This window comes from Rhizobium sp. CC-YZS058, assembly GCF_034720595.1.
Lineage (GTDB): Bacteria > Pseudomonadota > Alphaproteobacteria > Rhizobiales > Rhizobiaceae > Ferranicluibacter.
On record NZ_JAYESJ010000001.1, the window covers coordinates 2,738,722 to 2,762,875 of the forward strand.

27 protein-coding genes are annotated in these 24,154 nt (G+C 64.7%); 18 read left to right on the forward strand and 9 right to left on the reverse strand.

The features are described 5' to 3' along the window. Positions 1 to 13: 13 nt before the first annotated feature. Positions 14 to 913, reverse strand: a complete 900-nt coding sequence (gene coxB / locus U8330_RS13185) for a cytochrome c oxidase subunit II (protein ID WP_416236856.1) — start codon at positions 911 to 913, stop codon at positions 14 to 16. A gap of 632 nt (positions 914 to 1,545) precedes the next feature. Here coxB and U8330_RS13190 point away from each other — a divergent pair. Then, complete coding sequence (locus U8330_RS13190; protein WP_323105726.1) at positions 1,546 to 2,091, forward strand: invasion associated locus B family protein; 546 nt, start codon at positions 1,546 to 1,548, stop codon at positions 2,089 to 2,091. A 50-nt stretch (positions 2,092 to 2,141) separates the two neighbouring features. Here the strand turns inward: U8330_RS13190 and U8330_RS13195 are convergent, their stop codons facing one another. Together U8330_RS13195 and U8330_RS13200 are read right to left on the reverse strand one after the other, a co-directional pair. Continuing rightward, complete coding sequence (locus U8330_RS13195) at positions 2,142 to 2,678, reverse strand: hypothetical protein (protein WP_323105727.1); 537 nt, start codon at positions 2,676 to 2,678, stop codon at positions 2,142 to 2,144. Beyond that, the gene (locus U8330_RS13200; RefSeq protein ID WP_323105728.1) at positions 2,650 to 2,973 is read right to left on the reverse strand and encodes a hypothetical protein; all 324 of its coding nucleotides are present in this window, start codon (positions 2,971 to 2,973) and stop codon (positions 2,650 to 2,652) included. Before U8330_RS13200 ends, U8330_RS13195 begins: the two co-directional genes overlap by 29 nt. A gap of 181 nt (positions 2,974 to 3,154) precedes the next feature. Between U8330_RS13200 and tldD the strand changes: the two genes are divergently transcribed. The 3 genes from tldD (at position 3,155) to U8330_RS13215 (ending at position 6,973) form a co-directional block, all read left to right on the forward strand. Beyond that, entirely contained in the window at positions 3,155 to 4,570 is a 1,416-nt protein-coding gene (gene tldD / locus U8330_RS13205; protein WP_323105729.1) for a metalloprotease TldD, read from the forward strand. Positions 4,571 to 4,817: 247 nt separating this feature from the next. Beyond that, positions 4,818 to 5,744: a hypothetical protein gene (locus U8330_RS13210; protein WP_323105730.1), complete on the forward strand. Its 927-nt coding sequence runs from the start codon at positions 4,818 to 4,820 to the stop codon at positions 5,742 to 5,744. Between the two features lie 185 nt (positions 5,745 to 5,929). Then, on the forward strand, positions 5,930 to 6,973 hold the full coding sequence (locus U8330_RS13215) for a polysaccharide deacetylase family protein (protein ID WP_323105731.1): 1,044 nt from the start codon (positions 5,930 to 5,932) through the stop codon (positions 6,971 to 6,973). Here the strand turns inward: U8330_RS13215 and pdxH are convergent, their stop codons facing one another. After that, positions 6,974 to 7,588 (reverse strand): pyridoxamine 5'-phosphate oxidase, encoded by a 615-nt coding sequence (pdxH, locus tag U8330_RS13220; protein ID WP_323105732.1) that lies wholly within the window; start codon positions 7,586 to 7,588, stop codon positions 6,974 to 6,976. Between the two features lie 100 nt (positions 7,589 to 7,688). Here pdxH and U8330_RS13225 point away from each other — a divergent pair, with 100 nt between their 5' ends. From U8330_RS13225 to U8330_RS13240, 4 genes are all read left to right on the forward strand, one after another. Then, positions 7,689 to 8,114 carry an RT0821/Lpp0805 family surface protein gene (locus tag U8330_RS13225; RefSeq protein WP_323105733.1) on the forward strand — a complete coding sequence of 142 codons (426 nt, stop codon included), beginning with the start codon at positions 7,689 to 7,691 and terminating at the stop codon, positions 8,112 to 8,114. A 251-nt stretch (positions 8,115 to 8,365) separates the two neighbouring features. Continuing rightward, positions 8,366 to 9,433, forward strand: coding sequence for a J domain-containing protein (locus U8330_RS13230; protein WP_323107288.1), 1,068 nt, complete (start codon positions 8,366 to 8,368; stop codon positions 9,431 to 9,433). Between the two features lie 237 nt (positions 9,434 to 9,670). Then, on the forward strand, positions 9,671 to 10,489 hold the full coding sequence (fabI, locus tag U8330_RS13235) for an enoyl-ACP reductase FabI (RefSeq protein WP_323105734.1): 819 nt from the start codon (positions 9,671 to 9,673) through the stop codon (positions 10,487 to 10,489). Positions 10,490 to 10,557: 68 nt separating this feature from the next. Continuing rightward, positions 10,558 to 11,142, forward strand: coding sequence for a histidine phosphatase family protein (locus U8330_RS13240; RefSeq protein WP_323105735.1), 585 nt, complete (start codon positions 10,558 to 10,560; stop codon positions 11,140 to 11,142). Between the two features lie 10 nt (positions 11,143 to 11,152). On the opposite strand, the gene U8330_RS13245 is transcribed toward U8330_RS13240, so the two are convergent. Continuing rightward, positions 11,153 to 11,413: a DUF1344 domain-containing protein gene (locus tag U8330_RS13245; RefSeq protein ID WP_323105736.1), complete on the reverse strand. Its 261-nt coding sequence runs from the start codon at positions 11,411 to 11,413 to the stop codon at positions 11,153 to 11,155. A 375-nt stretch (positions 11,414 to 11,788) separates the two neighbouring features. Here U8330_RS13245 and aroC point away from each other — a divergent pair, with 375 nt between their 5' ends. Continuing rightward, positions 11,789 to 12,889 carry a chorismate synthase gene (gene aroC / locus U8330_RS13250; protein ID WP_323105737.1) on the forward strand — a complete coding sequence of 367 codons (1,101 nt, stop codon included), beginning with the start codon at positions 11,789 to 11,791 and terminating at the stop codon, positions 12,887 to 12,889. Positions 12,890 to 12,954: 65 nt separating this feature from the next. Here aroC and U8330_RS13255 read toward each other — a convergent pair whose 3' ends face one another. From U8330_RS13255 to U8330_RS13265, 3 genes are all read right to left on the reverse strand, one after another. Beyond that, complete coding sequence (locus U8330_RS13255; protein WP_323105738.1) at positions 12,955 to 13,326, reverse strand: DUF86 domain-containing protein; 372 nt, start codon at positions 13,324 to 13,326, stop codon at positions 12,955 to 12,957. Next, positions 13,323 to 13,604, reverse strand: coding sequence for a nucleotidyltransferase (locus tag U8330_RS13260; RefSeq protein WP_323105739.1), 282 nt, complete (start codon positions 13,602 to 13,604; stop codon positions 13,323 to 13,325). The genes U8330_RS13255 and U8330_RS13260 overlap by 4 nt, the downstream gene beginning before the upstream one ends. Positions 13,605 to 13,686: 82 nt before the next feature. Beyond that, positions 13,687 to 14,877: a winged helix-turn-helix domain-containing protein gene (locus U8330_RS13265; RefSeq protein WP_323105740.1), complete on the reverse strand. Its 1,191-nt coding sequence runs from the start codon at positions 14,875 to 14,877 to the stop codon at positions 13,687 to 13,689. A 111-nt stretch (positions 14,878 to 14,988) separates the two neighbouring features. Between U8330_RS13265 and U8330_RS13270 the strand changes: the two genes are divergently transcribed. From U8330_RS13270 to dxs, 9 genes are all read left to right on the forward strand, one after another. Beyond that, on the forward strand, positions 14,989 to 15,669 hold the full coding sequence (locus U8330_RS13270; RefSeq protein WP_323105741.1) for an ABC transporter ATP-binding protein: 681 nt from the start codon (positions 14,989 to 14,991) through the stop codon (positions 15,667 to 15,669). Next, positions 15,666 to 16,268, forward strand: a complete 603-nt coding sequence (locus U8330_RS13275; protein WP_323105742.1) for an energy-coupling factor transporter transmembrane protein EcfT — start codon at positions 15,666 to 15,668, stop codon at positions 16,266 to 16,268. Before U8330_RS13270 ends, U8330_RS13275 begins: the two co-directional genes overlap by 4 nt. Positions 16,269 to 16,304: 36 nt before the next feature. Continuing rightward, on the forward strand, positions 16,305 to 16,868 hold the full coding sequence (locus U8330_RS13280; protein ID WP_323105743.1) for a biotin transporter BioY: 564 nt from the start codon (positions 16,305 to 16,307) through the stop codon (positions 16,866 to 16,868). 40 nt (positions 16,869 to 16,908) lie between these two features. Then, entirely contained in the window at positions 16,909 to 17,838 is a 930-nt protein-coding gene (locus U8330_RS13285) for a histone deacetylase family protein (RefSeq protein WP_323105744.1), read from the forward strand. Positions 17,839 to 17,840: 2 nt separating this feature from the next. Continuing rightward, entirely contained in the window at positions 17,841 to 18,101 is a 261-nt protein-coding gene (locus U8330_RS13290) for an exodeoxyribonuclease VII small subunit (protein ID WP_323105745.1), read from the forward strand. A 40-nt stretch (positions 18,102 to 18,141) separates the two neighbouring features. Then, the gene (locus U8330_RS13295) at positions 18,142 to 18,450 is read left to right on the forward strand and encodes a nucleotidyltransferase family protein (RefSeq protein ID WP_323105746.1); all 309 of its coding nucleotides are present in this window, start codon (positions 18,142 to 18,144) and stop codon (positions 18,448 to 18,450) included. Between the two features lie 75 nt (positions 18,451 to 18,525). Beyond that, positions 18,526 to 19,200, forward strand: a complete 675-nt coding sequence (locus U8330_RS13300) for a DUF2268 domain-containing putative Zn-dependent protease (protein ID WP_323105747.1) — start codon at positions 18,526 to 18,528, stop codon at positions 19,198 to 19,200. 185 nt (positions 19,201 to 19,385) lie between these two features. Continuing rightward, positions 19,386 to 20,771, forward strand: a complete 1,386-nt coding sequence (locus U8330_RS13305; RefSeq protein ID WP_323105748.1) for an APC family permease — start codon at positions 19,386 to 19,388, stop codon at positions 20,769 to 20,771. A gap of 131 nt (positions 20,772 to 20,902) precedes the next feature. After that, the gene (gene dxs, locus U8330_RS13310; protein ID WP_323105749.1) at positions 20,903 to 22,888 is read left to right on the forward strand and encodes a 1-deoxy-D-xylulose-5-phosphate synthase; all 1,986 of its coding nucleotides are present in this window, start codon (positions 20,903 to 20,905) and stop codon (positions 22,886 to 22,888) included. A gap of 21 nt (positions 22,889 to 22,909) precedes the next feature. Here dxs and U8330_RS13315 read toward each other — a convergent pair whose 3' ends face one another. Beyond that, positions 22,910 to 24,022 (reverse strand): OpgC family protein, encoded by a 1,113-nt coding sequence (locus tag U8330_RS13315; protein ID WP_323105750.1) that lies wholly within the window; start codon positions 24,020 to 24,022, stop codon positions 22,910 to 22,912. Between the last annotated feature and the right edge of the window lie 132 nt (positions 24,023 to 24,154).

Genomic DNA, 24,154 nt, shown 5'->3' on the forward strand with positions numbered 1-24,154 from the left:
CCCTAGACTCTCTTTACTCGGCGGCGTTGGCGGCGACCTTGACGGTCTCGCCCCGCTCCACGGACGCCATCAGCGCCTTGTTGGCCGCGCCGATATTGGTGGCGGCAGCCGAAATCCAGCTGTCATATTGCTGCTGGCTGACGACGCGAACCGCGATCGGCATGAAGGCATGGTCCTTGCCGCAGAGCTCGGAACACTGGCCGTAGAACAGGCCCTCGCGCTCGGCGCGGAACCAGGTCTCGTTGAGGCGCCCGGGGACCGCGTCGATCTTCACGCCGAAGGACGGCATGGCGAAGGCATGGATCACGTCGGCGGCGGTCACGAGCATGCGCACGGTCTTGCCGACGGGAACGACGACTTCGTTGTCGACGGCGAGCAGGCGCGGATAGGCGCCCTTGTCTTCCTTGCCGAGACCGGCACGGTCCTCGTCCTTCAGGAGCAGGCTGTCGAAGGTGACCGGCGTTTCGCCGACTTCATATTCGTAGGACCAGTACCACTGGTTGCCGATCGCCTTGACGGTCAGGTCCGGCGCATCCGGCGGCGTCAGCTGCTTGGTCAGAAGCGCGAAGGACGGGAAGGCCAGGAACAGAAGGATCAGAACCGGGCCGAGCGACCAGGCGATCTCCAGGATATGATTGTGGCTGGTGCGCGACGGCGTCGGATTGGCCGATTCGCGGAAGCGCATGACGACGATCACCAGAAGCGCCAGCACGAACAGCGTGATGGGGACGATGAACCAGAGCGTATAATGCTCGAACCAGGTCACCTCTTCCATGATGCCCGTGGCGGCCGGCTGCAGATTGGTCTGCCAGGGTGCCGGCTGGTCGGCAAGCGCCGCCGTTGCCGACATCAAGCCTGCCAAGGACGCCAATCCGGCACGCATGCCGGCAAAACCCATCTTTCTCACGATCATCAGTCTCCCCATTCGCCTCCCCAAGCGGCCGGCGCCAGCGGACGGCCCGCCTGCATACATCCTTGAACCGCGGCCCGGTTCAAGGAAATAGGCAGTCTGGTGGGAGGCCTCCCGCCGCCGCACCGTCGAGCACGAACAGGACAGGCCGCGCCGATGCGCGACTCCGCCTCCCCGCCAAGCGCTTCAAACCACAGTTTGCAAGGGCTCGCAACCTCTCTCCACCCGGCGGCGACGCGCGGGGAAAGCCCCGCACCCGCCCGGAAGCGCCCTCCCCCCGCCTCCGGCCCTGAACGCAAGGGAAAGAGGGGCGTGACGAAGGCGCCAAAGGCGAAGAATTTCAATGTGGAGAATGCCACATCTTCGCGCGCCGATCCATCTTTGAGAACGCGCCGCCCATGCGGCATTCGCGCGCGGGCCGCATTTTGGCCACACGCGGCTTTCATGTCGCAAGGCAGGCCGGCTGCGGCCGACGCTGAACAGCCGCCGATCCGGCCGACATGGTCGAGGACAAGCGTCTCGACCGGTCGGCGGCGGCTTCGGGCCGGACAGCGGCGGGTCTCCTGTCCGGGGCTTTCCATTTTGGTGCCGGCCCTTCAAGAATAGCCGGACTGATTCGTACCTTCGAGGTTTCTATGGGCCTGTCCCTTCCGTTCCGACTGCCGGTTTCCCTCCTTTCGGCCCTGGCGCTCGGCTCTGTCCTGGCAGCAATGCCGCAGGCGGCAGGCGCACAGCAGACGCAGCCCGCCGCGCCGGGCACGGTCAAGTCCAACCATGGCGCCTGGTCGATCGTCTGCGACCAGCCGGCCGGCGCCAGCGCCGAACAATGCGCCCTGATGCAGAACGTCATTGCCGAGGATCGCCCCGAACTCGGGCTCTCGGTGGTGGTCCTGAAGACCGCCGACCGCAAGGCGAAGATCCTGCGCGTGCTCGCCCCGCTCGGCGTCCTGCTGCCGAACGGGCTGGGCCTCAATGTCGACGGAAAGGATATCGGCCGCGCCTATTTCGTCCGCTGCTTCTCCGACGGATGCTATGCCGAGGTGGTGCTGGAAGACGAACTGCTGAAGACCTTCCGCTCCGGCGCCAAGGCCACTTTCATCGTCTTCCAATCTCCCGAAGAAGGCATCGGCATCCCGGTCGAGCTCAAGGGCTTCGGCGAAGGCTATGACGCCCTGCCGTAAGGTTGCGTGGCGTCGTGAGAGTTGTGTTCGGCCGGCTGGGCCGCAGGCAGTCACGCCCGGAGAAGACCGAAAGAGGCGACCGGACGCTTCAGCAGGTAGCGTGAGGCCAGCCCGACTTCCCGGTTCGGATCGCCGGCGAAGCGAAACAGAAATTCGCTGATCTGGCGCTTGCTGGGAGACCGGCGGAGCAGCAGGAACAGAATTCCCTTGCTCACGGCCTGTCGGACGCCTTCGGCAAGGTCAGGGCGTGTCAGTGCCAGTCGATCAAGCTCTTCAAGGATCTGGAGCTCGTCCGCTTTCAGTCGCGACTCGCTCTCGAGGCCTCGATCAAAAGCGTCTGCGGCGGCCGGATCCGCGACTGCATCGGCAAAGGCAGCAAGGAAGCGCTGCGTGTTCGCCGGCAAGGCCGGATCGGAGATGACCTGCTCCATTCTCATCAGGTGGTCGACCAACGCCTGTTCCGCGATACGCAGACCGTGCAGCCTTGTTTTCAACCATTGCCGGACGACCAAAAGCACTCCGGCGCAAAAGCAGAAAGCAGCGGCCGCGTCGAGCGGATCAAGACTCGTCAGACCTATCCCGTCCATGTCTGTCTCTCCGCGCAATGGCAGCGGCAGCCTTGCGCCGCACAACCAACCCCTGGTCTGCTTCGATCCTGCGAATATCCAACTGCTTCATCCGGTACTGAAAATAATAGTCGATGCACTCGCTTGCCAAGTAGAGAATGCTGAAAAAGCCGGGAGCAAAGATGGCAAGCGTATCGATCACCCCTCTGCGGATGAGCAGGAAGACGGTGAGCAGCAGGGCGAGTGCGAGGAAGAGCTCGCGCCTGTAACCCTTGAAGAGCTTGAGAATTGCCATGCCAAGAAGGTCGAGGGTCACAGCCGGGTGTCCACGAATGAGTGCCAGCCGCTTTATTCACGAATTCTAAAACGATTGCGAGCGCACGACGGCGATTTGCAGCGTTTCTTCCCGATTGCCCCTCGCATTTATGCCCGGCGCCTTGCCCCCTCCCCGCGCCGCGCATACATAGCGGGGACCTTTTTGAAGCGGAGAGCGCGCCATGACGACCGAGCTGATCACCCTGTTTGATGGCGACGAGGCTCAGGTGCGGCGGGTGCTGGAGGCGACGCTGGCCGGGGCGGATGACGGGGAGCTCTTCATCGAGCACAGCCAGTCCGAACAGCTCGCCTTCGACAATGGTCGCCTGAAGGGCGGCAGCTTCAACACCGATCAGGGTTTCGGCCTGCGCGCGGTCGCGGGCGAGGCGGTCGGCTATGCGCATTCGGGCGAGCTTTCGCTGGCGGCCCTTTCGCGCGCCTCCGATGCTGTCCAGGCCGTCACCCGCGGCCATTCCGGCACCTATGCCGCGGCGCCCCAGAAAACCAACCACCGTCTCTACGGCGACGAGAACCCGATCGGCGAGCCGAGCTTCGAGGCAAAGGTGGCACTGCTTTCCGAGATCGACGCCTATCTGCGCGCCAAGGATCCGAAGGTCCGCCAGGTGACGGTTTCCATCGCCGCCAGCTGGCAGGTGGTGGATATTCTGCGCGCCGATGGCGAGCATATGCACGATGTTCGCCCGATGACGCGGATCAACATCTCGGTCGTGGCCGGCCAGGGCGACCGCCAGGAGGCGGGCTCCTACGGCATTGGCGGGCGGCGCGGCTTTGGCGATCTCATCACGGCGCAGAGCTGGAAGCACGGCGCCGACGAGGCGCTGCGCCAGGCGCTCGTCAACCTCGAGGCGATCGACACGCCGGCCGGCACGATGGATGTGGTGCTCTCCTCCGGCTGGCCGGGCGTGATGCTGCATGAGGCGGTCGGCCATGGGCTGGAAGGCGATTTCAACCGCAAGAAGACTTCGGCCTTTGCCGGACTGATCGGCGAGCAGGTGGCCGCCAAGGGCGTGACCGTGGTCGACGACGGCACGATCGGCGAGCGGCGCGGATCGCTGACGATCGACGACGAAGGCACGCCGTCCGCCTACAACGTGCTGATCGAGGACGGCAAGCTGGTCGGCTATATGCAGGACCGCCAGAACGCCCGGCTGATGGGCATGCGCGCGACCGGCAACGGAAGGCGTGAATCCTATGCCCATGTGCCGATGCCGCGCATGACCAACACCTATATGCTCGGCGGCGACAAGACGCCGGAGGAGATCCTCTCCTCCGTCAAGAAGGGTATCTATGCGGTCTCCTTCGGCGGCGGCCAGGTGGATATCACCTCCGGCAAGTTCGTGTTCGGCTGCACCGAGGCCTATCTGATCGAGAACGGCAGGATCGGCGCGCCGGTGAAGGGCGCCATGCTGATCGGCAACGGGCCGGATGCGATGAAGCGCATCACCATGATCGGCAACGACATGGCGCTCGACACCGGCATCGGCAATTGCGGCAAGGGCGGCCAATGGGTGCCGGTCGGCGTCGGCCAGCCGCATCTGCGCATGAACGACATGACGGTGGGCGGCACGCAGGCTTGAGCCCTGCTGCCGGCCTCGCCGCATCCTCCTACGCCGCGATGAACAGGCGCGCGTCCCCGTTGATGCATCCTCTTCTGGAACTTCTCCCTGTCTAGTTAGTTAGCGATGGCGAACCAAATACTTGGTTCCATCACGACAGGTCACATCAGGGAGAGTTTCATGGGGCGCGGTATTCTGCTTTGGCTGTTGGGGGTTCCGATCCCGATCATTCTGCTGATCATGCTGTTCTGGCATTGAGGGCGCGGCGATGAGCATCTCCGCCTCCTCGTCCGTGCCGGCTGCCGCCGTTGCGGTTTCGGCGTCCGAATCCTCCGTTTCCGCCGTCAGCTGGGGCGCCATCATCGCCGGCGCCGTTGCGGCTTCGGCTCTCACGCTGCTGATGACGCTGCTCGGCTCCGGGCTCGGCCTCAGCCTGGTCTCGCCCACATCGAACGACAACGCCTCGGCGGCCACCTTCGCGGTGTCGGCTGGCATCTGGCTGATTGTCGTGCAGTGGCTCTCCTCCGCCTTCGGTGGCTATATGACCGGGCGCCTGCGCACCAAGTGGAGCGGCATCCACAATGACGAGGCCTTCTTCCGCGATAGCGCGCACGGCATTCTCGCCTGGGCGCTTGCGACCCTGGTCGCCGTCGGCCTGCTCACCTCCTCGCTGTCTTCGCTGATCGGCACCGGCGTCCAGGCCGCCGCATCGGTGACGGGTGCCACGGCCAGCACGGCCGCGACGGCGGCCGCTGCCTCCGGCGCCGGCAGCGAGACGGATGGCAATGCCGCAACCGCCTATTTCGTCGATACGCTGCTGCGTCCCGCCGATCCGCGCACGCCACCCGCCAATGCCTCCGCCGCCGATGCGACCCAGGAGGTCTCGCGCATTCTCATGAACGGCGCGACCGCCGGCAGCATCCCGGAAGGTGACCGCGCCTACCTCGCCCAGCTCGTGGCAGCGCGCACCGGCCTTTCGGAAGGCGACGCCAATGCCCGCGTCGATACGGTGCTGCGCAGCGTCGAGGACGCGAAGAACGCGGCGCTCGAAGCGGCGGACACGGCCCGCAAGGCCAGTGCCGGTGCGGCTCTTGTCGGCGCCATCTCCATGCTGATCGGCGCCTTCTGCGCCGGCATCGGCGCGGTGATCGGCGGCCGCCAGCGCGATGACGATCTCGTTGCCCTGACGCGCTGAGCCGCTTGATCCCGCAAAACTGCCGAACGGGCCGCGAAAGCGGCCCGTTTGTCGTTTGTCCCGCCACAGATGTTCACGAGGGGTTAACGTCGTGCTTCCTATGGTCCGGCTGCACGCGGTGCCGATTCGGCTGACGGGTCGGCGCGTGTCTTCGATCCTGCCATGACAGCAAGGAGCCCTGCCTCGTGAAGACCGGTCTGAAACACACCCTGAAGCGCGCCGCGATCGTCACAGGACTGGAGGCGGCGCGGCTTGCCAAGGCGGCAGGCCTGGCCCGGGGTGCCGGCGGCCGCGGGGTGATCTTCACGCTGCATCACGTCCGCCCCTTCACCGACACGGGCTTTGCGCCCAACGCGCATCTGGAGATCACGCCCGCCTTCCTGGAGGCGGCGATCCTGCAGCTGACGCGCGAGGGCTATCGCTTCATTGCGCTCTCCGAACTGCCCCAGCACCTCAATTCCTCGCTGCAGGACAAGGTGGCGATCTTCACGCTCGACGATGCCTATCGCAACACGCTGGAGGTGGCAGCACCGGTCTTCGCCCGCTATGCCGTGCCCTTCACCGTCTTCGTTTCGAAGGGGTTCGTGGAGCGCACCCATTCGCTCTGGTGGGAAACGCTGGCCGTGCTGCTGCGCGAACGGGACAGCCTGTCGTTCGACTTCGGCACGGGCGAGGTCACGCTGGCGCTCGCCACGCCTGCCGCCAAGCAGGCGGCCTTCGCCCGCTTTGCGGACCTCATCCATCGAACAGACGAGGCCGAGGCGGTGGCAAGGCTCGATGCGCTGGCACTGCGCGAGGGGGTCGATCCGCTGGCGCTGACGGAGGCCCTGACGCTCGACCGCGAGGGGCTGACCCGGCTGGCGGCCGACCCGCTGGCCGAACTGGGCGGCCATACGGTGAGCCACAGGGCGCTCGGCCGGCTGAGCGATGCTGAAGCGGCGAGGGAAATCGACGCCTCGCTGGACCTCGTCGCCGGCCTGATCGGCCGCGCGCCGGCGAGCTTCGCCTACCCTTACGGCAACCCGGCCGCCGTGTCGGAGCGCAGCAAGGCCCTGCTTGCCGAGCGGCAGATCCTTGCGGTCACGACCACGCCCGGCACGCTCGACGGAGACAGTGCGCTTGAGGCCCTGCCGCGCGTCTCGCTCAACGGGCTCTATCAGAAGCCCGCTTACGTCTCGGCGCTGGCTTCGGGCATTCCCTTCCTTGCCGGGCGTGGCCGGCGGGGCTGATCAGGGATAGAGCCGGGTCCGCGTCCAGCCGTCCCCTTCCCGGCGGAACTCCACCCGGTCATGCAGGCGAAAAGCGCCGTCCTTCCAGAATTCGATCGAGCGCGGCACGACCCGGAAGCCCGACCAGTAATCCGGGCGCGGAATTTCGCCGATGTTGAAGCGCGCGGTATATTCCGCCACCGCCTTCTCGAGCGCGAAGCGGCTTTCGAGGGGGCGGGATTGCTTGGACGCCCAGGCGCCGATGCGGCTGCCGCGCGCCCGCGATTGGAAGTAAGCGTCGGCTTCCTCATTGCTGACGATTTCAACATCCCCGCGCACCCGCACCTGCCGGCGCAGGCTCTTCCAATGGAAGCCGAGTGCCGCCTTCCGGGTGGCAAGGATTTCCCCGCCCTTGCGGCTCTCGAAATTGGTGTAGAACACGAAGCCGCGGCCGTCGAAATCCTTGAGAAGCACCATGCGGACATCCGGCAGTCCATCGGGATCGACGGTGGCGAGCGACATGGCATTGGGGTCGTTGATCTCGCTTTTCGTCGCCTCCTCCAGCCAGTCGCCGAACAGGGTAAAGGGCTCGTCGGCGGTGGTGAAGTCACCAGTTGTTAACCCGATTTCGTTCATAATCGCTTTCCGAATGAGAGAGGTCTCTGCGGGGTCGAAAACCCGTGCGAGAGGGCCGCTGGACTGCTACAGGGTGACCGTGGGACACATAGCAAAGTGCATGGCCGACACCAAGCCGCAAGTCTGGATCCTGCGTCTGGCGCTGGCAATCGGCGGAACGCTCTGCCTGACCGGCTGCATGGGCAATGGCATCGGACTTGCCGATGCCAGCGGCGTTGATCTGCGCACCACCGGCTCCATTCCGGCGCCCGCCGGCCCCGGCATGGCCGATGCGGCTGCGGTGCAGACAGCCGTGCAGAGCGCCGATGTTGCCGGCGCCTCCGCCAACCCCATTCCCTGGGCCAACGCCAGTTCCGGCAGCAATGGCGTGATTTCCAGGATCGAGGAAGCCGAGGTGGACGGCCGGGTCTGCCGCCGTTTCACCACCACGCGCCACTCCTACGAAGGCATCGCCAAGTTCGACGGCAACACCTGTCGAACGGCCAATGGCAACTGGACCCTGACAAGCTTCGCACCCCGCAGTTGACGTGATGCATGAAGGCGGGCTTCGAGTCACATCAAGGACTTGTGCCGGAACCCTGAAACGAGACATCAGCGCCGCCGCTCTTCACCCGCCATTAACCAGCTTTTGTCTTAAGGCTGCGCCGTCGTCTCCTTGGCCGCCCTCACCGCCCGTGAACTAACCGCGCATTAAGCGCCCGATTCGCATGATCCTGCCCAAACAATGGCGCGGCGGCCTCGACCCGCCGCTCTGACCTCGGAGCGAGAACCATGTCGATGCGGGACCCCTATGCGGTGCTCGGCGTGCGCCGCAATGCCGGCGCGGAGGAGATCAAGGCAGCCTGGCGCCAGGTCGCCAAGGCCGTGCACCCCGACCAGAATCGCGAAGACCCACAAGCAGCCGCCCGTTTTGCCGAACTGGGCAGGGCCTATGAGGTCCTGAAGAACCCTGTGCTGCGCAGCCGCTATGACCAGGCGCGGCGCGAGGCGGATCTGCGCCGGATGGAAGAGGCAAAGCGGCGCCACGAGCCGGAGACGGTGGATGCCGAGACCGCCGAGGAAGCGATGAACCGGATTTTCGCCGCCGACCAGGCCCGCAAATCCGCCGCCCAGGCCGAAACCAAAGCCCAGCCCACGGCCCAGGCGCCGAAGGGCGAGACACCGCGCGGCGACAGGCCGGTCGATGCCAAGCCCGAGCCGAAGGCCGAACCGGCGCAGGCCGAAACGAACGAGGCCGCCGTCGCCGCAGGCGTGGCCGCCCGCCCCAGCACGCAGGCCGCCGAGCTTCTGGGCGCGCTGATGCGCCGCTTCGGCATGACCGGCGGGCTGAAGGCCACGGACAAGGTGCCCGATATCCTCTGCGAGACCACCGTCACCATCGAGGATATCTACCGCCGACGCAGGGCCGACACGATCCTCCCCGACGGGCAGACGCTGAAGGTCGCCATTCCCGATGGCACGACGGAGGGCAGCGAAATCCGCCTGAAGGGCGAAGGTTTCCGCATGGGGGCGCTGCGCGGCGATCTCGTCGTCAAGGTGCGGGTGGCGCGGGAGGCCCGCTACCGGCTGGATGGCTACAATCTTTACGCCCTGCTCAGCCTGCCGCTGCAGGATGCCGTGCTCGGCACCGAGACGACGATCGAAACGCCGACCGGCAGGGTGAAGGTGACCGTTCCGCCCTGGTCGGGCGCCGGCCGGGAAATCCGCATCGACGGCCATGGGCTGCGCGATGGTGCGGGCGGGCGCGGTGCGCTGATCGTCGAGCTGGCGATCATGCTCTCCGACCAGCCGGATCCGCGCCTTCTCGACCTGATGAAGAGCCAGCGCGACGGGCTGGTCGTTTGAGCGGAAACGCCAGCGCCGCTGCCATGCGGCATGACGACACTGACCCAATGTTACGGAAACTAACAGTTCCTGATGGAGCCTGCGCTTGAACGCCTGAATGGCCTATGCCATAGCCATGCCTCCATATTCCGGGCTTTCTTCCACAGGCGTGGGAGCGACCCGCTTATCTCGTTCACCATGTTTTCGTCGGGTCATTTGCCCGGTCGGCATGACAATCAGCATCTGGGGGCAGACACCATGACGCAGGCAATCGGTCTGATGAGTGGCAAGCGTGGCGTCATCATGGGCGTCGCCAACAATCGATCGATCGCCTGGGGCATCGCCAAGGCCTTGCGCGCGCAGGGTGCCGAAATCGCTCTCACCTATCAGGGCGACGCGCTGAAAAAGCGGGTCGAGCCGCTGGCTGCCGAGCTTGGCGGCGTTCTCGCCGGCCATTGCGACGTCTCCGACGAAGCGACGATCGACGCGGTCTTCGACCATATCGAAAAGCTCTGGGGCAAGATCGACTTCGTCGTCCATGCCATCGGCTTCTCCGACAAGGACGAGCTGACCGGCCGCTATGTCGACACCTCGCCGGACAATTTCGCCAAGACCATGCAGATCTCGGTCTATTCCTTCACCTCCGTCGCACGGCGCGCCGAGAAGCTGATGACCGAGGGCGGCTCGCTGCTGACCATGACCTATTACGGCGCCGAGAAGGTCATGCCGAACTACAATGTCATGGGCGTGGCCAAGGCCGCACTCGAGGCGAGCGTGAAATATCTGGCGGTCGATCTCGGCCCGAAGAACATCCGCGTCAACGCCATTTCGGCCGGGCCGATCAAGACGCTCGCCGCCTCCGGCATCGGCGATTTCCGCTACATTCTCAAGTGGAACGAATACAACGCGCCGCTGCGCCGCACGGTGACGATCGAAGAGGTGGGCGATGTCGGCCTTTACCTCCTCTCCGACCTGTCGCGCTCGGTGACCGGCGAGGTGCACCATGCCGACAGCGGCTACCATGTCGTCGGCATGAAGGCCGTCGATGCGCCGGATATCGCGGTCGTCAAGGACTGACGCGGCGGCCGGATCGACCTTCGCTGTTCCGGGGCCCGGCCCCTTTCCCTACCGATCGGGACTTCGCCTTGACCCTTTATGTGATCCGCCACGGCCAGACGGACTGGAATGCCGAGATCCGCCTGCAGGGCCAGAAGGATATTCCGCTGAACGAGACCGGCCGCGCCCAGGCGCGAGGCAACGGCACGGCGCTCGCCGCCCTGCTCGGCGAAACCGCCGGGAGCTATGATTTCGTCGCCAGCCCGCTCGGCCGCACGCGCGAAACCATGGAACTGCTGCGCGCGGCCATGGGCCTCGACCCCGCGGCCTACCGCACGGACGAGCGGCTGAAGGAGGTCTCCTTCGGCGATTGGGAAGGCTACACGCTGGAAGAGCTGGAAGAGATCGCTCCCGGCAAGATCGCCGAGCGCGACGCCTCGAAGTGGGACTTCATCCCCCCGGGCAATGATGCCGAGAGCTACGAAATCCTCTCCTGGCGCATCGGCTCCTGGCTCAAGGAGGTCGACCGCCCGACTGTTTGCGTCAGCCATGGCGGGGTGATCCGCAGCCTCTTCAAGCTGAAAGGCGCGATGAGCGCCGAACAGGCCGCCATGGGGGCCATTCCGCAGGACAGGATCCTGAAGATCGAGGGCGAGACGATCGGCTGGCTTTGACGCGGGCTGATTACTGCAGAACTTCGAGGTCGTTGATGACGCGCTTGCCGTCGACCTCGGTGTAGAAGACCACGACCTTCACGCCGGCCTTCAGACCTTCGAAGTTGAACTCCTCCGGGGCCTGGTAGCTTTTCCCGTCGTCGAGCGAGAGGCTGAGACGCTCTGTATCGACGCTGGTGATGGTTGCCTCGACGTCAGCGCTTTCCGCAAAGGCGGCAAGCGGGGAGAAGAAGCTGGCGGTGGCCATCAGTGTCGCTACCAAGAAACGCATCGTCTAAACCTCTCGGATGGCGGAATGAGCTGTGCCGGAACGAGGCATGTTGTCGTTCCAGATTGTGGCAAAAATTCACCGCGTCGATGGCTTTTTCCGAGCAACGCCAGTTTCGCGCAACGTGGTTGACGCTTGGTTAACCTTTTTCACGCTTCGCTAAAGGTTTAAAATTACTTACCAAGTCATTGATCCTGCTCGTCTGCCTCTTGATACAGAGCCTGTCGCCCCGCCCTACGCGTTCCAGCCCTTCCCACCCCGTACCCCGAGGGTCGGAGCTCCTTCGATTCCGCGCGGCAGGGCTTTCGGATGGCGGTGTTTTTTTCTAAGAGGGGCGCCAGGATAAAGGGCGGCGGGGCCGCCGGTTCGCGAGGCGTCATGTCGCACAATACGTTCGGTCACCTCTTCCGCGTCACCACCTGGGGCGAAAGCCACGGGCCGGCGCTCGGCTGCGTCATCGATGGCTGCCCGCCCGGCCTGCGGTTCACCGTGGCCGACATCCAGGCCGATCTCGACAAGCGCAAGCCCGGCCAGTCTCGCTTCGTGACGCAGCGTCGGGAAGAGGATCTGGTGCGGGTGCTGTCCGGCGTGATGCCGGAGGCAGAGGGCGACGGCCTGGTGACGACCGGCACGCCGATTTCGCTGATGATCGAAAACACCGACCAGCGCTCCAAGGACTATGGCGAGATTGCCCGGCGCTATCGCCCGGGACATGCGGACTACACCTATGATGTCAAATACGGCATCCGGGATTATCGCGGCGGCGGCCGGTCCTCCGCGCGCGAAACGGCGGCGCGGGTGGCAGCCGGCGCGCTGGCCCGGCGCGTGGTGCCCGGAATGACGGTACGGGCCGCGCTGGTGCAGATCGGCAAGCACAAGATCGACCGGGCGAACTGGGACTGGGCCGAGGTCGGCAACAACCCCTTCTTCGCCCCCGATCCTGAGATCGTGCCGGTCTGGGAGGCCTATCTAGACGAGATCCGCAAGGCGGGCTCTTCGGTGGGTGCCGTGATCGAAGTCGTGGCCGAGGGCGTTCCGGCAGGCATCGGCGCGCCGGTCTATGCCAAGCTCGATCAGGACATCGCCGCCAATCTCATGTCGATCAATGCGGTCAAGGGTGTCGAGATCGGCAATGGTTTCGAGGCAGCCGCCATCACCGGCGAAGAGAATGCCGACGAAATGCGCATCGGCCCTGATGGCAAGCCCGTCTTTCTCTCCAACCATGCCGGCGGCGTCCTGGGCGGTATTGCCACCGGCCAGCCGATCGTGGCGCGCTTCGCCATCAAGCCGACCTCCTCCATTCTGACCGAGCGGCGCTCGATCGATGCCGATGGCCAGGAGGTCGATGTGCGCACCAAGGGACGCCACGACCCCTGCGTCGGCATTCGCGCCGTCCCCATCGGCGAAGCCATGCTCGCCTGCACCCTCGCCGACCACTATCTGCGCGACCGCGGGCAGACGGGACGGATCTCGGGGTAACGGTAGGCGCAGCCGTTTACTTGCCGTGTGGGCGTGACGAGATCATCGACAGGGGCGCTTCGGCTTCATGATAGGCTATTCGAATTCCTGGCCTGAGCGATGAGAACAGGCAGGGTGTCCACAAGCGCTGGAATGCTCTGCTCGATTGTCGCCCAGATCGTTGCAAGATTGATCGTAGTGTGAGCATGGGCGATACGATTTCGCATGCCTTTCATGTTCCGCCAGGGGATTTCGGGAAAGCGCTCGGTGAACGACAGATCGATCTTCAGAATCCGCGCCGATGATTCGCCAACAAGCATCAGGTTGAAGAGAACGGCCTGGTAGGTTTTCTTGTCCGCAAAAAATTCGGAGCGATCGAGTGGCGCGCAGTATTCAAGCGCCTGAAGACTGGCCTCCTGCATGATGCGGAGATGGGCAACCGCGTTCAAAGAACTCATAAAGGAAGCGCTTCTTTCAACAGCTTCGTGCGCATATGTTCCGGAACATCCCCCGGCGTGAGTACGGACACTTCCGTTCCGAACAATTCTTCCAGTTCGATCTGAAGACCGCCAAGGTCGAAGAGGGTGGTGCCCGGGCGATCGTCGACGAGAAGCTCGATCTCGTTGCCCTCCACTTCGCCAACGGCACCGACGATCCTCGGATTGGACAGGTTGAAACGCCGTACCAGAGCGTGGACGGCTTCACGGTGCTTTTCAACGGCAACGGACGGCTTCATCGCGGTTCCAGAAGGTTGGGGGCGGCGGGCACACCATAATGATACGACTCTAGAACAGAAAAGCCTGAAATAAAAGTACTGCTCAACCCCTCGCTCCCTCCAGCCAGACCACCTCCCCCACCCCCGCAAAGCGGGCGATCCGGGCCAGTTCCGCCTCCAGGCGCTCCATCCGCCCGGCGCTCGTCCGCACGCCCTTCTCCCACCAGAGCCGCTTGACCTCGAGCGTGCCCTTCTTGCGGTTCGCCTTCATGTCGATCCGGCCGACCAGGCGGTCGCCCTCCAGCAGCGGGAAAACGTAGTAGCCGTATTCGCGCTTCGGCTCGGGCACGAAGATTTCGATTCGATAGGAGAAATTGAACAGGCGCTCGGCGCGTGCCCGGTCGCGCAGCAGAGGATCGAAGGGGCTGAGCACTCTGAGCCGCGCCGGCGGCTCCTTCAGCGTTGCGAGCGTTTCTGGAAAACCGGACAGCGCGTGGGATGCCCGGGGCCGGCTGCCATCGGCGGGCTCGATGACGACGGTCGTCAATTCATCCTGATGCGCCTGCACCCAGTCCCGCGCGGTCTCGGGCGAGACGAGCTTGAAGAAGGCCGCGATTTCGCCGTGGGTGGCAAAGCCCAGCCGCTCGAGCGCGGCCCGGCAGCACCAGTCGACGAAGCCCTCGCGGTCCACCTCGGGCAGCCGGTGCACGTCCGGCACCACCCGCTCTGTCAGGTCATAGACCTTCTGGAAGGCCTCGCGCCGGGCGATCGCCAAACGGCCAGTGCGCCAGAAATATTCGAGCGCCGTCTTCGACGGATGCCAGTTCCACCAGCCGCCGGACGTGCGGCCTTCATGTTTGAAATCGCGCGCCAGAACCGGGCCCTTGGCCGTGATGTGAGCCAGGGTGTCGGCAAAGCTCGCCTCGAACGCCTCGCCCTGCCAGGTCCTCCAGCGGGCGAGGATCGATTGCTCCTCCTCCACGAAGCGGTGCTTCCAATAGCGGAAGAAGGCGGCCGGGATGATCGAGGCATCATGGGTCCAGTGCTCGAACAGCGCGCCGTCCTCTTCGAGAAGCTGGCGCAGCTGGTCCGGCCGATAGGTCTGGTTGCGGGAAAACAGGATCATCTGGTGGGCCCGCTCCACCGTGGCGATGCTGTCCACCTGCACGAAGCCAAGCCGCGTGATGAGCGCGAGCAGCCCCGCCTTGTCGAGCGCCCGCCCAGGCGGATCGCTGAGCCCGGAACGATCGAGGAAGACGCGGCGGGCAACGGGATTGGTAAGGAGAATCGTCATGGGTCCGATCATGCTTTGTTCTGGCGCGGAATCAATCGGGCAGTCACCTCTGTTGCCTTTCGGGCAAATGGGCTTAAACAGCGCCCAGCCAGATCGCCGGGACCGAGACGCTTGGACATTCGCTTTACCGATTGCAGCATCCGCTATGGCGAGACGGTCGCGCTTCACCCCCTGTCGCTCCGTTTGACAGAACGGCGGATCGGCATCATCGGCCTCAACGGCTCCGGCAAGACCAGCTTTGCGCGAGCGATCAACGGACTCGTCAAGCCGAGCAGCGGCACGGTCACCATCGACGGGCTGGACACGGTCAAGGACGAGAAGGCCGTGCTTGCCAAGGCCGGCTTCATCTTCCAGTCGCCCCAGAACCAGATCATCCTGCCGATCGTCGAGGACGATATCGCTTTGACGCTGAAGAGCCGCGGCCTGTCGAAAGGCGAGATTACCACCGCCGTGTCCGCCATTCTCGCCCGTTTCGACATTTCAGACCTCGCGCGCCGAAGGGCGCACTCGTTGTCCGGTGGGCAAACCCAGCTTGTCGCCATGGCGAGCGTGCTCGTCGGCGCGCCGGATCTTCTGATCCTCGACGAGCCGACCAACCAGCTCGACCTGCGCAACCGCGCCCGCGTCGTGCAAGCGATCGCCAGCCTGCCGGAAACGGTCATCGCCATCACCCACGACCTCGCCTTGCTCGACGGCTTCGAGCGGGTCCTGCTCTTCCATGAGGGGCGGCTGGTGGCGGATGGCGGGGTGGAGGAGACGGTCCGCCGCTACGAGCGGATCGCGCTGTCATGAAGAGCCTCTATGTCGAAGGCCGGACGCCGCTGCACCGGGTCTCGATCCGGCTGAAGCTTGCCGGGCTGTTTCTCGGCAGCCTGCTCCTGTTTCTGTTTCCCTCTCCGATCTTCCTTGCGGCCTGCCTCCTCGTCGCAGTCGCGCTGCTGGCGAGCCTGCGCCTGTCCTGGCGTGATCTTCTTGCGCGGCTCGGCTGGCTGGTCGTCTCCATTCTGCTCGTTGCCGCCTTCACCGCGGCATTCGAGGGCATCGAGGCGGGGGTCGTCTCGGCGCTGCGCTTCCTCACGCTCGTGGTTCTCGCCACGCTGGTGACGGCCTCGACCGAGCTCGGCGATTTCATGGACGAGATCCTGCGCCTGCTGACCCCGCTGGAGCGGATCGGCCTTCTGAAGGCGCGCGATGTGGCGCTTGCCTTCGGCCTGGTCCTGCGTTTCGTGCCGGACATCCTCACCCGCGCCTCTCAGATCCGCGAGGCTCATCGGGCGCGCGGGCTGAAGCCCGGGTTTTCGACGCTGATCGTGCCGCTGATCATCCTGACGCTCAAAGATGCGGATATGGTCGCGCTTGCCATTGACGCGCGCGCGCTGCGCCGCCAGTAATCGCGCATCTGCTCATCTTCGTTTCGGAGCCCCGCCATGTCGACCCGTGATCTGACGTTGATTGCCCTCTTTACCGCCATCATCGTGGCGCTCGGTGTGCTGCCGCCGATTTCGCTCGGATTCATTCCGGTGCCGATCACGGCGCAATCGATGGGCGTCATGCTGGCGGGCTGCATCATCGGCGCCAAGCGCGGCGCGCTCGCCTATCTGCTTCTGATCCTGCTGGTGGCTGTCGGGCTTCCCGTGCTCTCCGGCGGCCGCGGCGGCCTGGCCGTGCTCGTCGGCCCGACGGCCGGCTTCATCGCCGGCTGGGTGGTCGGCACCTTCCTGACCGGGCTGCTGGCCGAGACGCTGGTGCGCGAAAGCCAGACGGCACCCCGGCAGATGCTCGGCTTCTTCCTGGCCTCGATCGCCGGGGGCATCGGCCTCGTCTATCTGTTCGGCATCGTCTGGCTGGCCTTCTCGACCGGCATGGGCCTCGAAAAGGCGGCGCTCGGCTCGCTCGCCTTCATCCCCGGCGATCTCGTCAAGGCTGTGGTCGCGACGCTTGCCGCCCGCGCCGTCATGGTCGGCTATCCGCTGCTGCCGCAGCGGGCGTGACAAGGCTGGACGGGACCGGCAACCGCGTTAGATCAGCCGCATGACCACGATCCTCTATGAAAACCCGATCTTTCTCGAGCACCAGGTGCCGGAGGGCCACCCCGAACGGCCGGACCGGCTGCGGGCGCTCAACCTTGCGCTCGAACACGAGCGCTTCGCGCCGCTGAAGCGGCTGAAGGCGCCGCAGGGCAATGAGGACCTCGTCCTGCTCGCCCATCCGGAGGAGCATCTGCGCGCCGTGATGGCGGTGATTCCCGAAGAGGGCATCAACTCCTTCGAGGCGGACACGCATGCGAGCCCCGCCAGCCTGCAGGCCGCGCTGACCGGGATCGGCGGCGCCGTGGCGGCTGTCGACGCGGTCTTTGCCGGCGAGGCGGACAATGTCTTCGTCGCCTCCCGCCCGCCCGGCCACCATGCCGAGAAGACGAAGGCCATGGGCTTCTGCTTCTTCAACAATGCGGCCATTGCTGCCCGCCATGCCCAGCGCATCCACGGCGTCGAACGGGTGGCGATCGTCGATTGGGACGTGCACCACGGCAATGGCACCCAGGACATTTTCTGGGACGACGCCTCGGTGCTGTTCTGCTCGACCCACCAGATGCCCCTCTACCCCGGCACGGGCGCCAAGGACGAGGACGGCCGCCACGGCACGATCGTCAACGCCCCGCTCTCGCCCGATACCGGCAGCGAGCATTTCCGCGAGGCCTTCAAGAGCCGCGTCCTGCCGGCGCTGGAGAACTTCCGGCCGGATCTCGTCATCATCTCCGCCGGCTTCGACGCCCACCACCGCGATCCGCTGGCCCAGATCAACCTGACGGGCGAGGATTTCGACTGGGCCACCGGCAAGCTGCTGGACGTCGCCGGCCGCTACAGCGCCAACCGGGTGGTCAGCCTGCTCGAGGGCGGCTATGACCTTGTGGGCCTTGCCGAGTCGGCCGGGCTTCATATCCAGCGCCTGATGAGGGGATGAGCATGGCGACAGAGACGACACGCGCCGAGACCGATGTCCAGTCGCTCTCCTTCGAGAAGGCCGTCGAGGAACTTGAATCGATCGTGACGCGGCTGGAACGAGGCGACGTTCCGCTCGACCGATCGATCGAGATCTACGAGCGCGGCGAAGCGCTGAAGAAGCACTGCGAGGCGCTTCTCAATGCCGCCGAAAACCGGATCGAAAAGATCCGCCTCGACCGCGCCGGCAAGCCCCAAGGCGTCGAACCGCTCGACCCCGCCTGAAGGCTCGACAGCATTAGCTGTATCTTGTAGACTGTCGCTCATGACCAGAGACGACGTCATCGAGATGCTGCGCCGCAACCGCGCCGTGCTAGAAGAAGCCGGTGCGGTGCACGTCTCCCTGTTCGGCTCCGTCGCCCGCGGGGAGGAAACGCCGGAGTCCGATCTCGACATCCTCGTGACATTGTCCAAAGACCCCGAATTCCAGGGGCTCGGCTATTTCGGGGCGTTGGAGACGCTGCGCACGACGATCGAGTCCTTCACCGACAGGCCGGCTCACATTACCGCAGAGCCGATCAAGAAGGATCGGCTGCGCGCCGAAATTGAGCGCGATCGCGTTTCTGCCTTTTGAATTTCAGAGCATTCCAAGTTGCGCTCGTTCGTTACTCGCAGAGTTGGGCAACTCTCCCCGACAGGTTTTGTTCGAATGGATCAGTGGACGCTTCATTGGTTAAGTGCCTCAGGGGATCTCGGAAACTTCCGCAGCGAGATCCTATCCAGTTTCGAGACAGCGTACCAAAAACTCTCCGAATTGCTCATGCCGCCGCGCCTTGACATTATCATCGAGCGGCGCCCAGGGGAGACGATCCCAGAAATGGGGATCGTCGGCTATACCCATCGCGAGACGTTGGTGGCGATGAGTCTCGACCCCGACAACCCGAACTTTGTTTCGAGCCTGGAGGATGGCGCGCTGTGCAGGCAGATCCTCCATGAAGTACACCACGCCATGCGCTGGGTGAGCCCGGGATACGGTCACACTCTGGGCGAGGCCTTGGTCAGCGAGGGGCTGGCGGGACAGTTCGTGGGCAAACTGCTCGGTACGGCTCCCGAGCCGTGGGAGAGAGCGCTTGAAGAAGAGGATTTGTTGAAATTGCCGGTCGATCTCAACGATCTCTCATCGACAGACTATGAACATGCGGAGTGGTTCTACGGCAGCGGCTCGCTGCATCGCTGGACGGGCTATACACTGGGATATTACATGGTCCATGCGTGGATGAGTGCTGCTGGCAAGGACGCGAGTTTGAAAGCTTTCATTACGGTTCCAGCATCAGAAATCATTTCAGCTGCCTTGAGCGCAGGGCTCATCAAGCACTATCGCTGAAGTCTGATTTCGTCGCAGTCTCTCGCTGCTCCAATCAACGGTAGCGCCGCTCTAGTGGCACCTTTGACGAACAATGCTGCATCCAGGGCAAGATGGCTATTCGCCGCCTCGTCCCCCACCTCATCTCTTCCCTTCCCTTTCCCTGCCACTAGTTATGGTTGACGAACCACACGGGGAGGATGAGGATGGCTGAGAGGCTGGATGGACCGGGCTTGCGCAGCGAGGCGACGGAAGCGGGCGGGACCGAGCTCAAGCAGGTCATGGGTCCCGGGCTGCTGCTGCTCTTCATTATCGGCGATATTCTGGGCACCGGCATCTATGCCCTGACCGGGCAGGTGGCGGGCAAGGTCGGCGGCATCGTCTGGGTGCCTTTTCTGGTCGCCTTTCTCGTCGCGCTGCTCACCGCCTTCAGCTATCTCGAACTGGTGACGAAATATCCGCGTGCGGCGGGCGCGGCACTCTACACGCACAAGGCCTTCGGCGTGCATTTCCTCACCTTCTTGGTTGCCTTCGCGGTCATGTCCTCCGGCATCACGTCAGCGGCGACCGCCTCGCGGGCCTTCTCCGCCAATTTCATGGCCTCGCTCGGCCTCGAGGCGGCAGATGGCATCGTGGTGCTGGTCGCGGTCGCATTCCTGGCGCTGGTCGCGGCGATCAATTTCCGCGGCGTCGGGGAAAGCGTGAAGCTGAATGTCGGGCTGACGCTGATCGAACTCAGCGGGTTGCTGATCATCATTGGCATCGGCTTCTATGCGCTCGGCAATGGCCAGGGCGACATCAACCGTGCCTTCGTCTTTACACCGGAGGGGGAAAGCGGCGTCTTCTGGTCGGTCGTGGCCGCCACGACACTCGCCTTCTTCGCGATGGTTGGTTTCGAGGATTCGGTAAACATGGCCGAGGAGTGCAAGAATCCGAGCCGGATCTTTCCGAAGGTGCTGCTGGCCGGTCTCTGCATCACCGGCGTCATCTATGTCCTCGTCTCGATCGCCGCGATCACGCTGGTTCCGGCCGATCAGCTGAGCGAGGGCGAGACGCCGCTTCTCAAGGTGGTGGAAACCGGCGCCCCCTGGTTTCCGGTCAGCATCTTCGGCGTCATCACCATGCTCGCCGTCGCCAATTCCGCGCTGATCAACATGATGATGGCGAGCCGGCTGATCTATGGCATGGCGCGGGAGAAGGTGATCCCCGACCTGCTCGGCAAGGTGCATCCGACCCGGCGCACGCCCTATGTGGCGATCGTCTTCACCACCCTGCTCGCCATCGGCCTATTGGTTTTTGCAGGCGGCGTGCCGCAACTTGGCGGCACCACGGCGCTTCTGCTGCTCTGCGTCTTCTGCGTGGTCAACATTGCAGTGCTGGTGCTGCGGCGCGATCCGGTCTCGCACAAGCATTTCCGCACGCCGACCGTTCTCCCGATCTTCGGCGCCATCACCTGCGCCTTTCTGGCCGGTCCGTGGACGGGCCGCGATCCGGTGCAATATGTCATCGGCGGATGTCTGGTGGCGATCGGCCTGGTGCTGTGGGCGCTGACCGTCGGCCTGATGCGCCGTCTCGGCACGGCAGCCGGCTGAGCTGCGCCATCGACGCCCCTAGGCGGGCGGCGTGCGATCGGCTAGATTGAACGGCTTGAGCGCCCGCCGTAGCTGCGCCGCAATTTGCAATCACTGCGGGATTGCTGGCAGGACGCGAGTCTGAAACAGGAATGACGAGGGAGGCGCAGGAGCGCGCCGCCGAAAGAGGACTGAGCGTGACCCATCCGACATCTCCGCCGTCGACGCCGCTTCTCGACAGGGTGCACCTGCCGAGCGACCTGAAGGCGATCGACGACAAGGACCTGCCGCAGCTGGCGGCGGAGCTGCGCTCGGAGATGATCGACGCGGTCTCGCGCACCGGGGGGCATCTTGGTGCCGGCCTCGGCGTGGTCGAGCTCACCATCGCCATCCACAAGGTGTTCGAAACGCCGAACGACCGGCTGATCTTCGATGTCGGCCATCAGTGCTATCCGCACAAGATCCTGACCGGCCGGCGCGACCGCATCCGCACCCTGCGCCAGCAGGATGGCCTGTCGGGCTTCACCCGCCGTGCCGAAAGCCCCTACGATCCCTTCGGCGCCGCCCATTCCTCCACCTCGATCTCCGCCGGCCTCGGCATGGCGGTCGCCTCGGAGATGATCGGCGAGAAGCGCAACGTGATCGCGGTGATCGGCGATGGCGCCATGTCGGCCGGCATGGCCTTCGAGGCGCTGAACAATGCCGGCGCGCTGGATGCCCGCCTGATCGTCATTCTCAACGACAACGACATGTCGATCGCGCCGCCCACCGGCGCGATGAGCGCCTATCTTGCCCGTCTTGCCTCGGGCCGGACCTATATGGGCTTCCGCGAAATCGGCAAGAAGCTGACGGCCTATCTGGGCAAGTCGGTGGACCGGGCGATTACCCGCGCCGTCGAGCATGCCCGCGGCTATATGACCGGCGGCACCCTGTTCGAGGAACTGGGCTTCTACCATATCGGGCCGATCGACGGGCACTCCTTCGAGCATCTTCTTCCCGTGCTGCGCAATGTGCGCGACAATGCCCATGGTCCCGTGCTGATCCATGTCGTGACCCAGAAGGGCAAGGGCTACGCCCCGGCCGAAGCCGCAGCCGACAAGTATCACGGCGTCAACACCTTCGACGTGATTACCGGCGCCCAGGCCAAGGCCAAGCCCAACGCCCCCTCCTACACCGCCGTCTTCGCCGAGGCGTTGGTCCAGGAAGCCGATCACGATGACAAGATCGTCGCGGTGACCGCAGCCATGCCCTCCGGCACCGGGCTCGACAAATTCGCGCTCGCCCACCCGTCGCGCTGCTTCGATGTCGGCATTGCCGAACAGCATGCGGTGACCTTTGCGGCGGGACTTGCAACGGAAGGGCTGAAGCCGTTCGCGGCGATCTATTCGACCTTCCTGCAGCGCGCCTATGACCAGGTGGTGCACGACGTGGCGATCCAGGGCCTGCCGGTGCGCTTTCCCATTGACCGCGCCGGCTTCGTCGGCGCCGATGGGCCGACCCATGCCGGCTCGTTCGACACGACCTATCTGGCGACGCTTCCCGGTTTCGTGGTGATGGCCGCGGCCGACGAGGCGGAACTCAAGCATATGGTGGCAACATCGGCGGCCTTCGATGAAGGCCCGATCTCCTTCCGCTACCCCCGCGGCGAAGGTGTTGGCGTCGACATGCCGGTGCGCGGCAAGATTCTGGAAATCGGCAAGGGCCGCGTGGTGAAGCAGGGCAGCAAGGTGGCCCTGCTCTCCTTCGGGACCCGCCTCGCCGACTGTCTGCTCGCAGCGGAAGATCTCGATGCGGCCGGACTGTCCACGACCGTCGCGGACGCCCGCTTCGCCAAGCCGCTGGATCATGACCTGATCCGCCAGCTCGCGCGCCATCACGAGGTGCTGATCACCATCGAGGAAGGCGCCGTCGGCGGCTTTGCCAGCCACGTGCTGCAGTTCCTCGCGCTCGAAGGTCTGCTCGACACCGGCCTGAAGGTGCGCCCGCTGGTTTTGCCGGATGTGTGGATGGAACAGGCCAAGCAGGAGGTCATGTATGCCCGCTCCGGTCTCGACCGGGCCGGCATCGTCTCCACCGTCTTCAAGGCGCTTGGTCAGGACCGGCTGAACGGGCGGGGCAGCCGCATCGCGGACCTCTGACGAGCGGACGAGCAGGACCTCTCAAGCAGCGACGATGCCGGCGGAGCCTTCAAGGCTCTTGCGGTCGCTTGTGGATTTGCGCCTGTTTTCCAGGATCCGGGCGAGAGCGAGAAGCAGCCCGCAGCCGACGATCATCGACAGGATCTGCGGCGCAAGCGGCAGGTCCGGGTGAACCTTCATCACCGCGGCGCAGAGATTGGACAGCGCGATCCCGGTCGCAAAGACCGCCAGGCTGTGCCGGCCCGCATCCCGCAGCAGCGCGAAGGCGGGCGAATCGGCTGCTTTTTCCACCCAGGAGAGGTTCCAGGCCACATAGAGGAGCGCCGCGACATTGATCAGCCGCAGCGGGCCGACATTCGTCTTCGACACGACCTGATGATAATGCGCGCCGAAGGGTGTCTCGATCATCTCGAAATAGGCGAGATAGGCGAAGGGCACGGCGACGATACAAAAGAGCGCCGCCGCCCAGAAGGCGATCGGGTGATAGGGCAGCATCGTCCTGCCCTCCTTCATGCGCAGGCCGAGCACGATGCCGATGACCAGCAGCACCTGCCAGGAGATCGGATCGAAGAACCACACGCCGAGCGCATTGGCGCTGTTCGGCAGGTTGAGATGCCCGACCCCGGCCATCAGCCAGAGCGCGGTCGACGCCACGGCCAGCGCGGAAGGAGATCGCATGGCAAGCCACATGGCAAAGGGTGCGACGAGCAGCAGCACCATGTACATGGGCAGGATATCGAGATTGTAGGGCAGATAGGACAGCGTAAGTACGCCGGGCAGATGGCCGAGCGGATCGGCCCAGAACCCATCCATATCCAGCGGCAGCGCATAGGGCGACGAGAGCGCGATCAGCGCGCCTGCCGCCAGCGCCTTGCAGGCGAACAGCAGCATATGGACGCTGTAGAGCCGTCCCGCCCGCCGCCATGGACGCAGGAAGCTTGGCCCCTCGCCCCGCCTGACATAGGCAAGCACTGCGGAAATGCCGGCCAGCACGACGAAGATCTCCGACGCATCGGAAAAGCCGCGCGCGTTGCGGAAGCTTTCGGAAAAGCTGTACTCGGCATTGCCGATGAAGATGAGCAGAAGGCAGAGGCCCCGCAACAGATCGATCCGGTTCTCACGTCGTGCCTTCATCACGGCCCCATGCCCTTTCTCTTTCGCGTCTGTGCGGCGACCAGACGCGAACAGGCTTCCCCTTGGCGAGGCAGACTAGCGGATAAGCATGAGAAGCCGGCTGACGGCATCCCTACAATTTGATGCATTTGC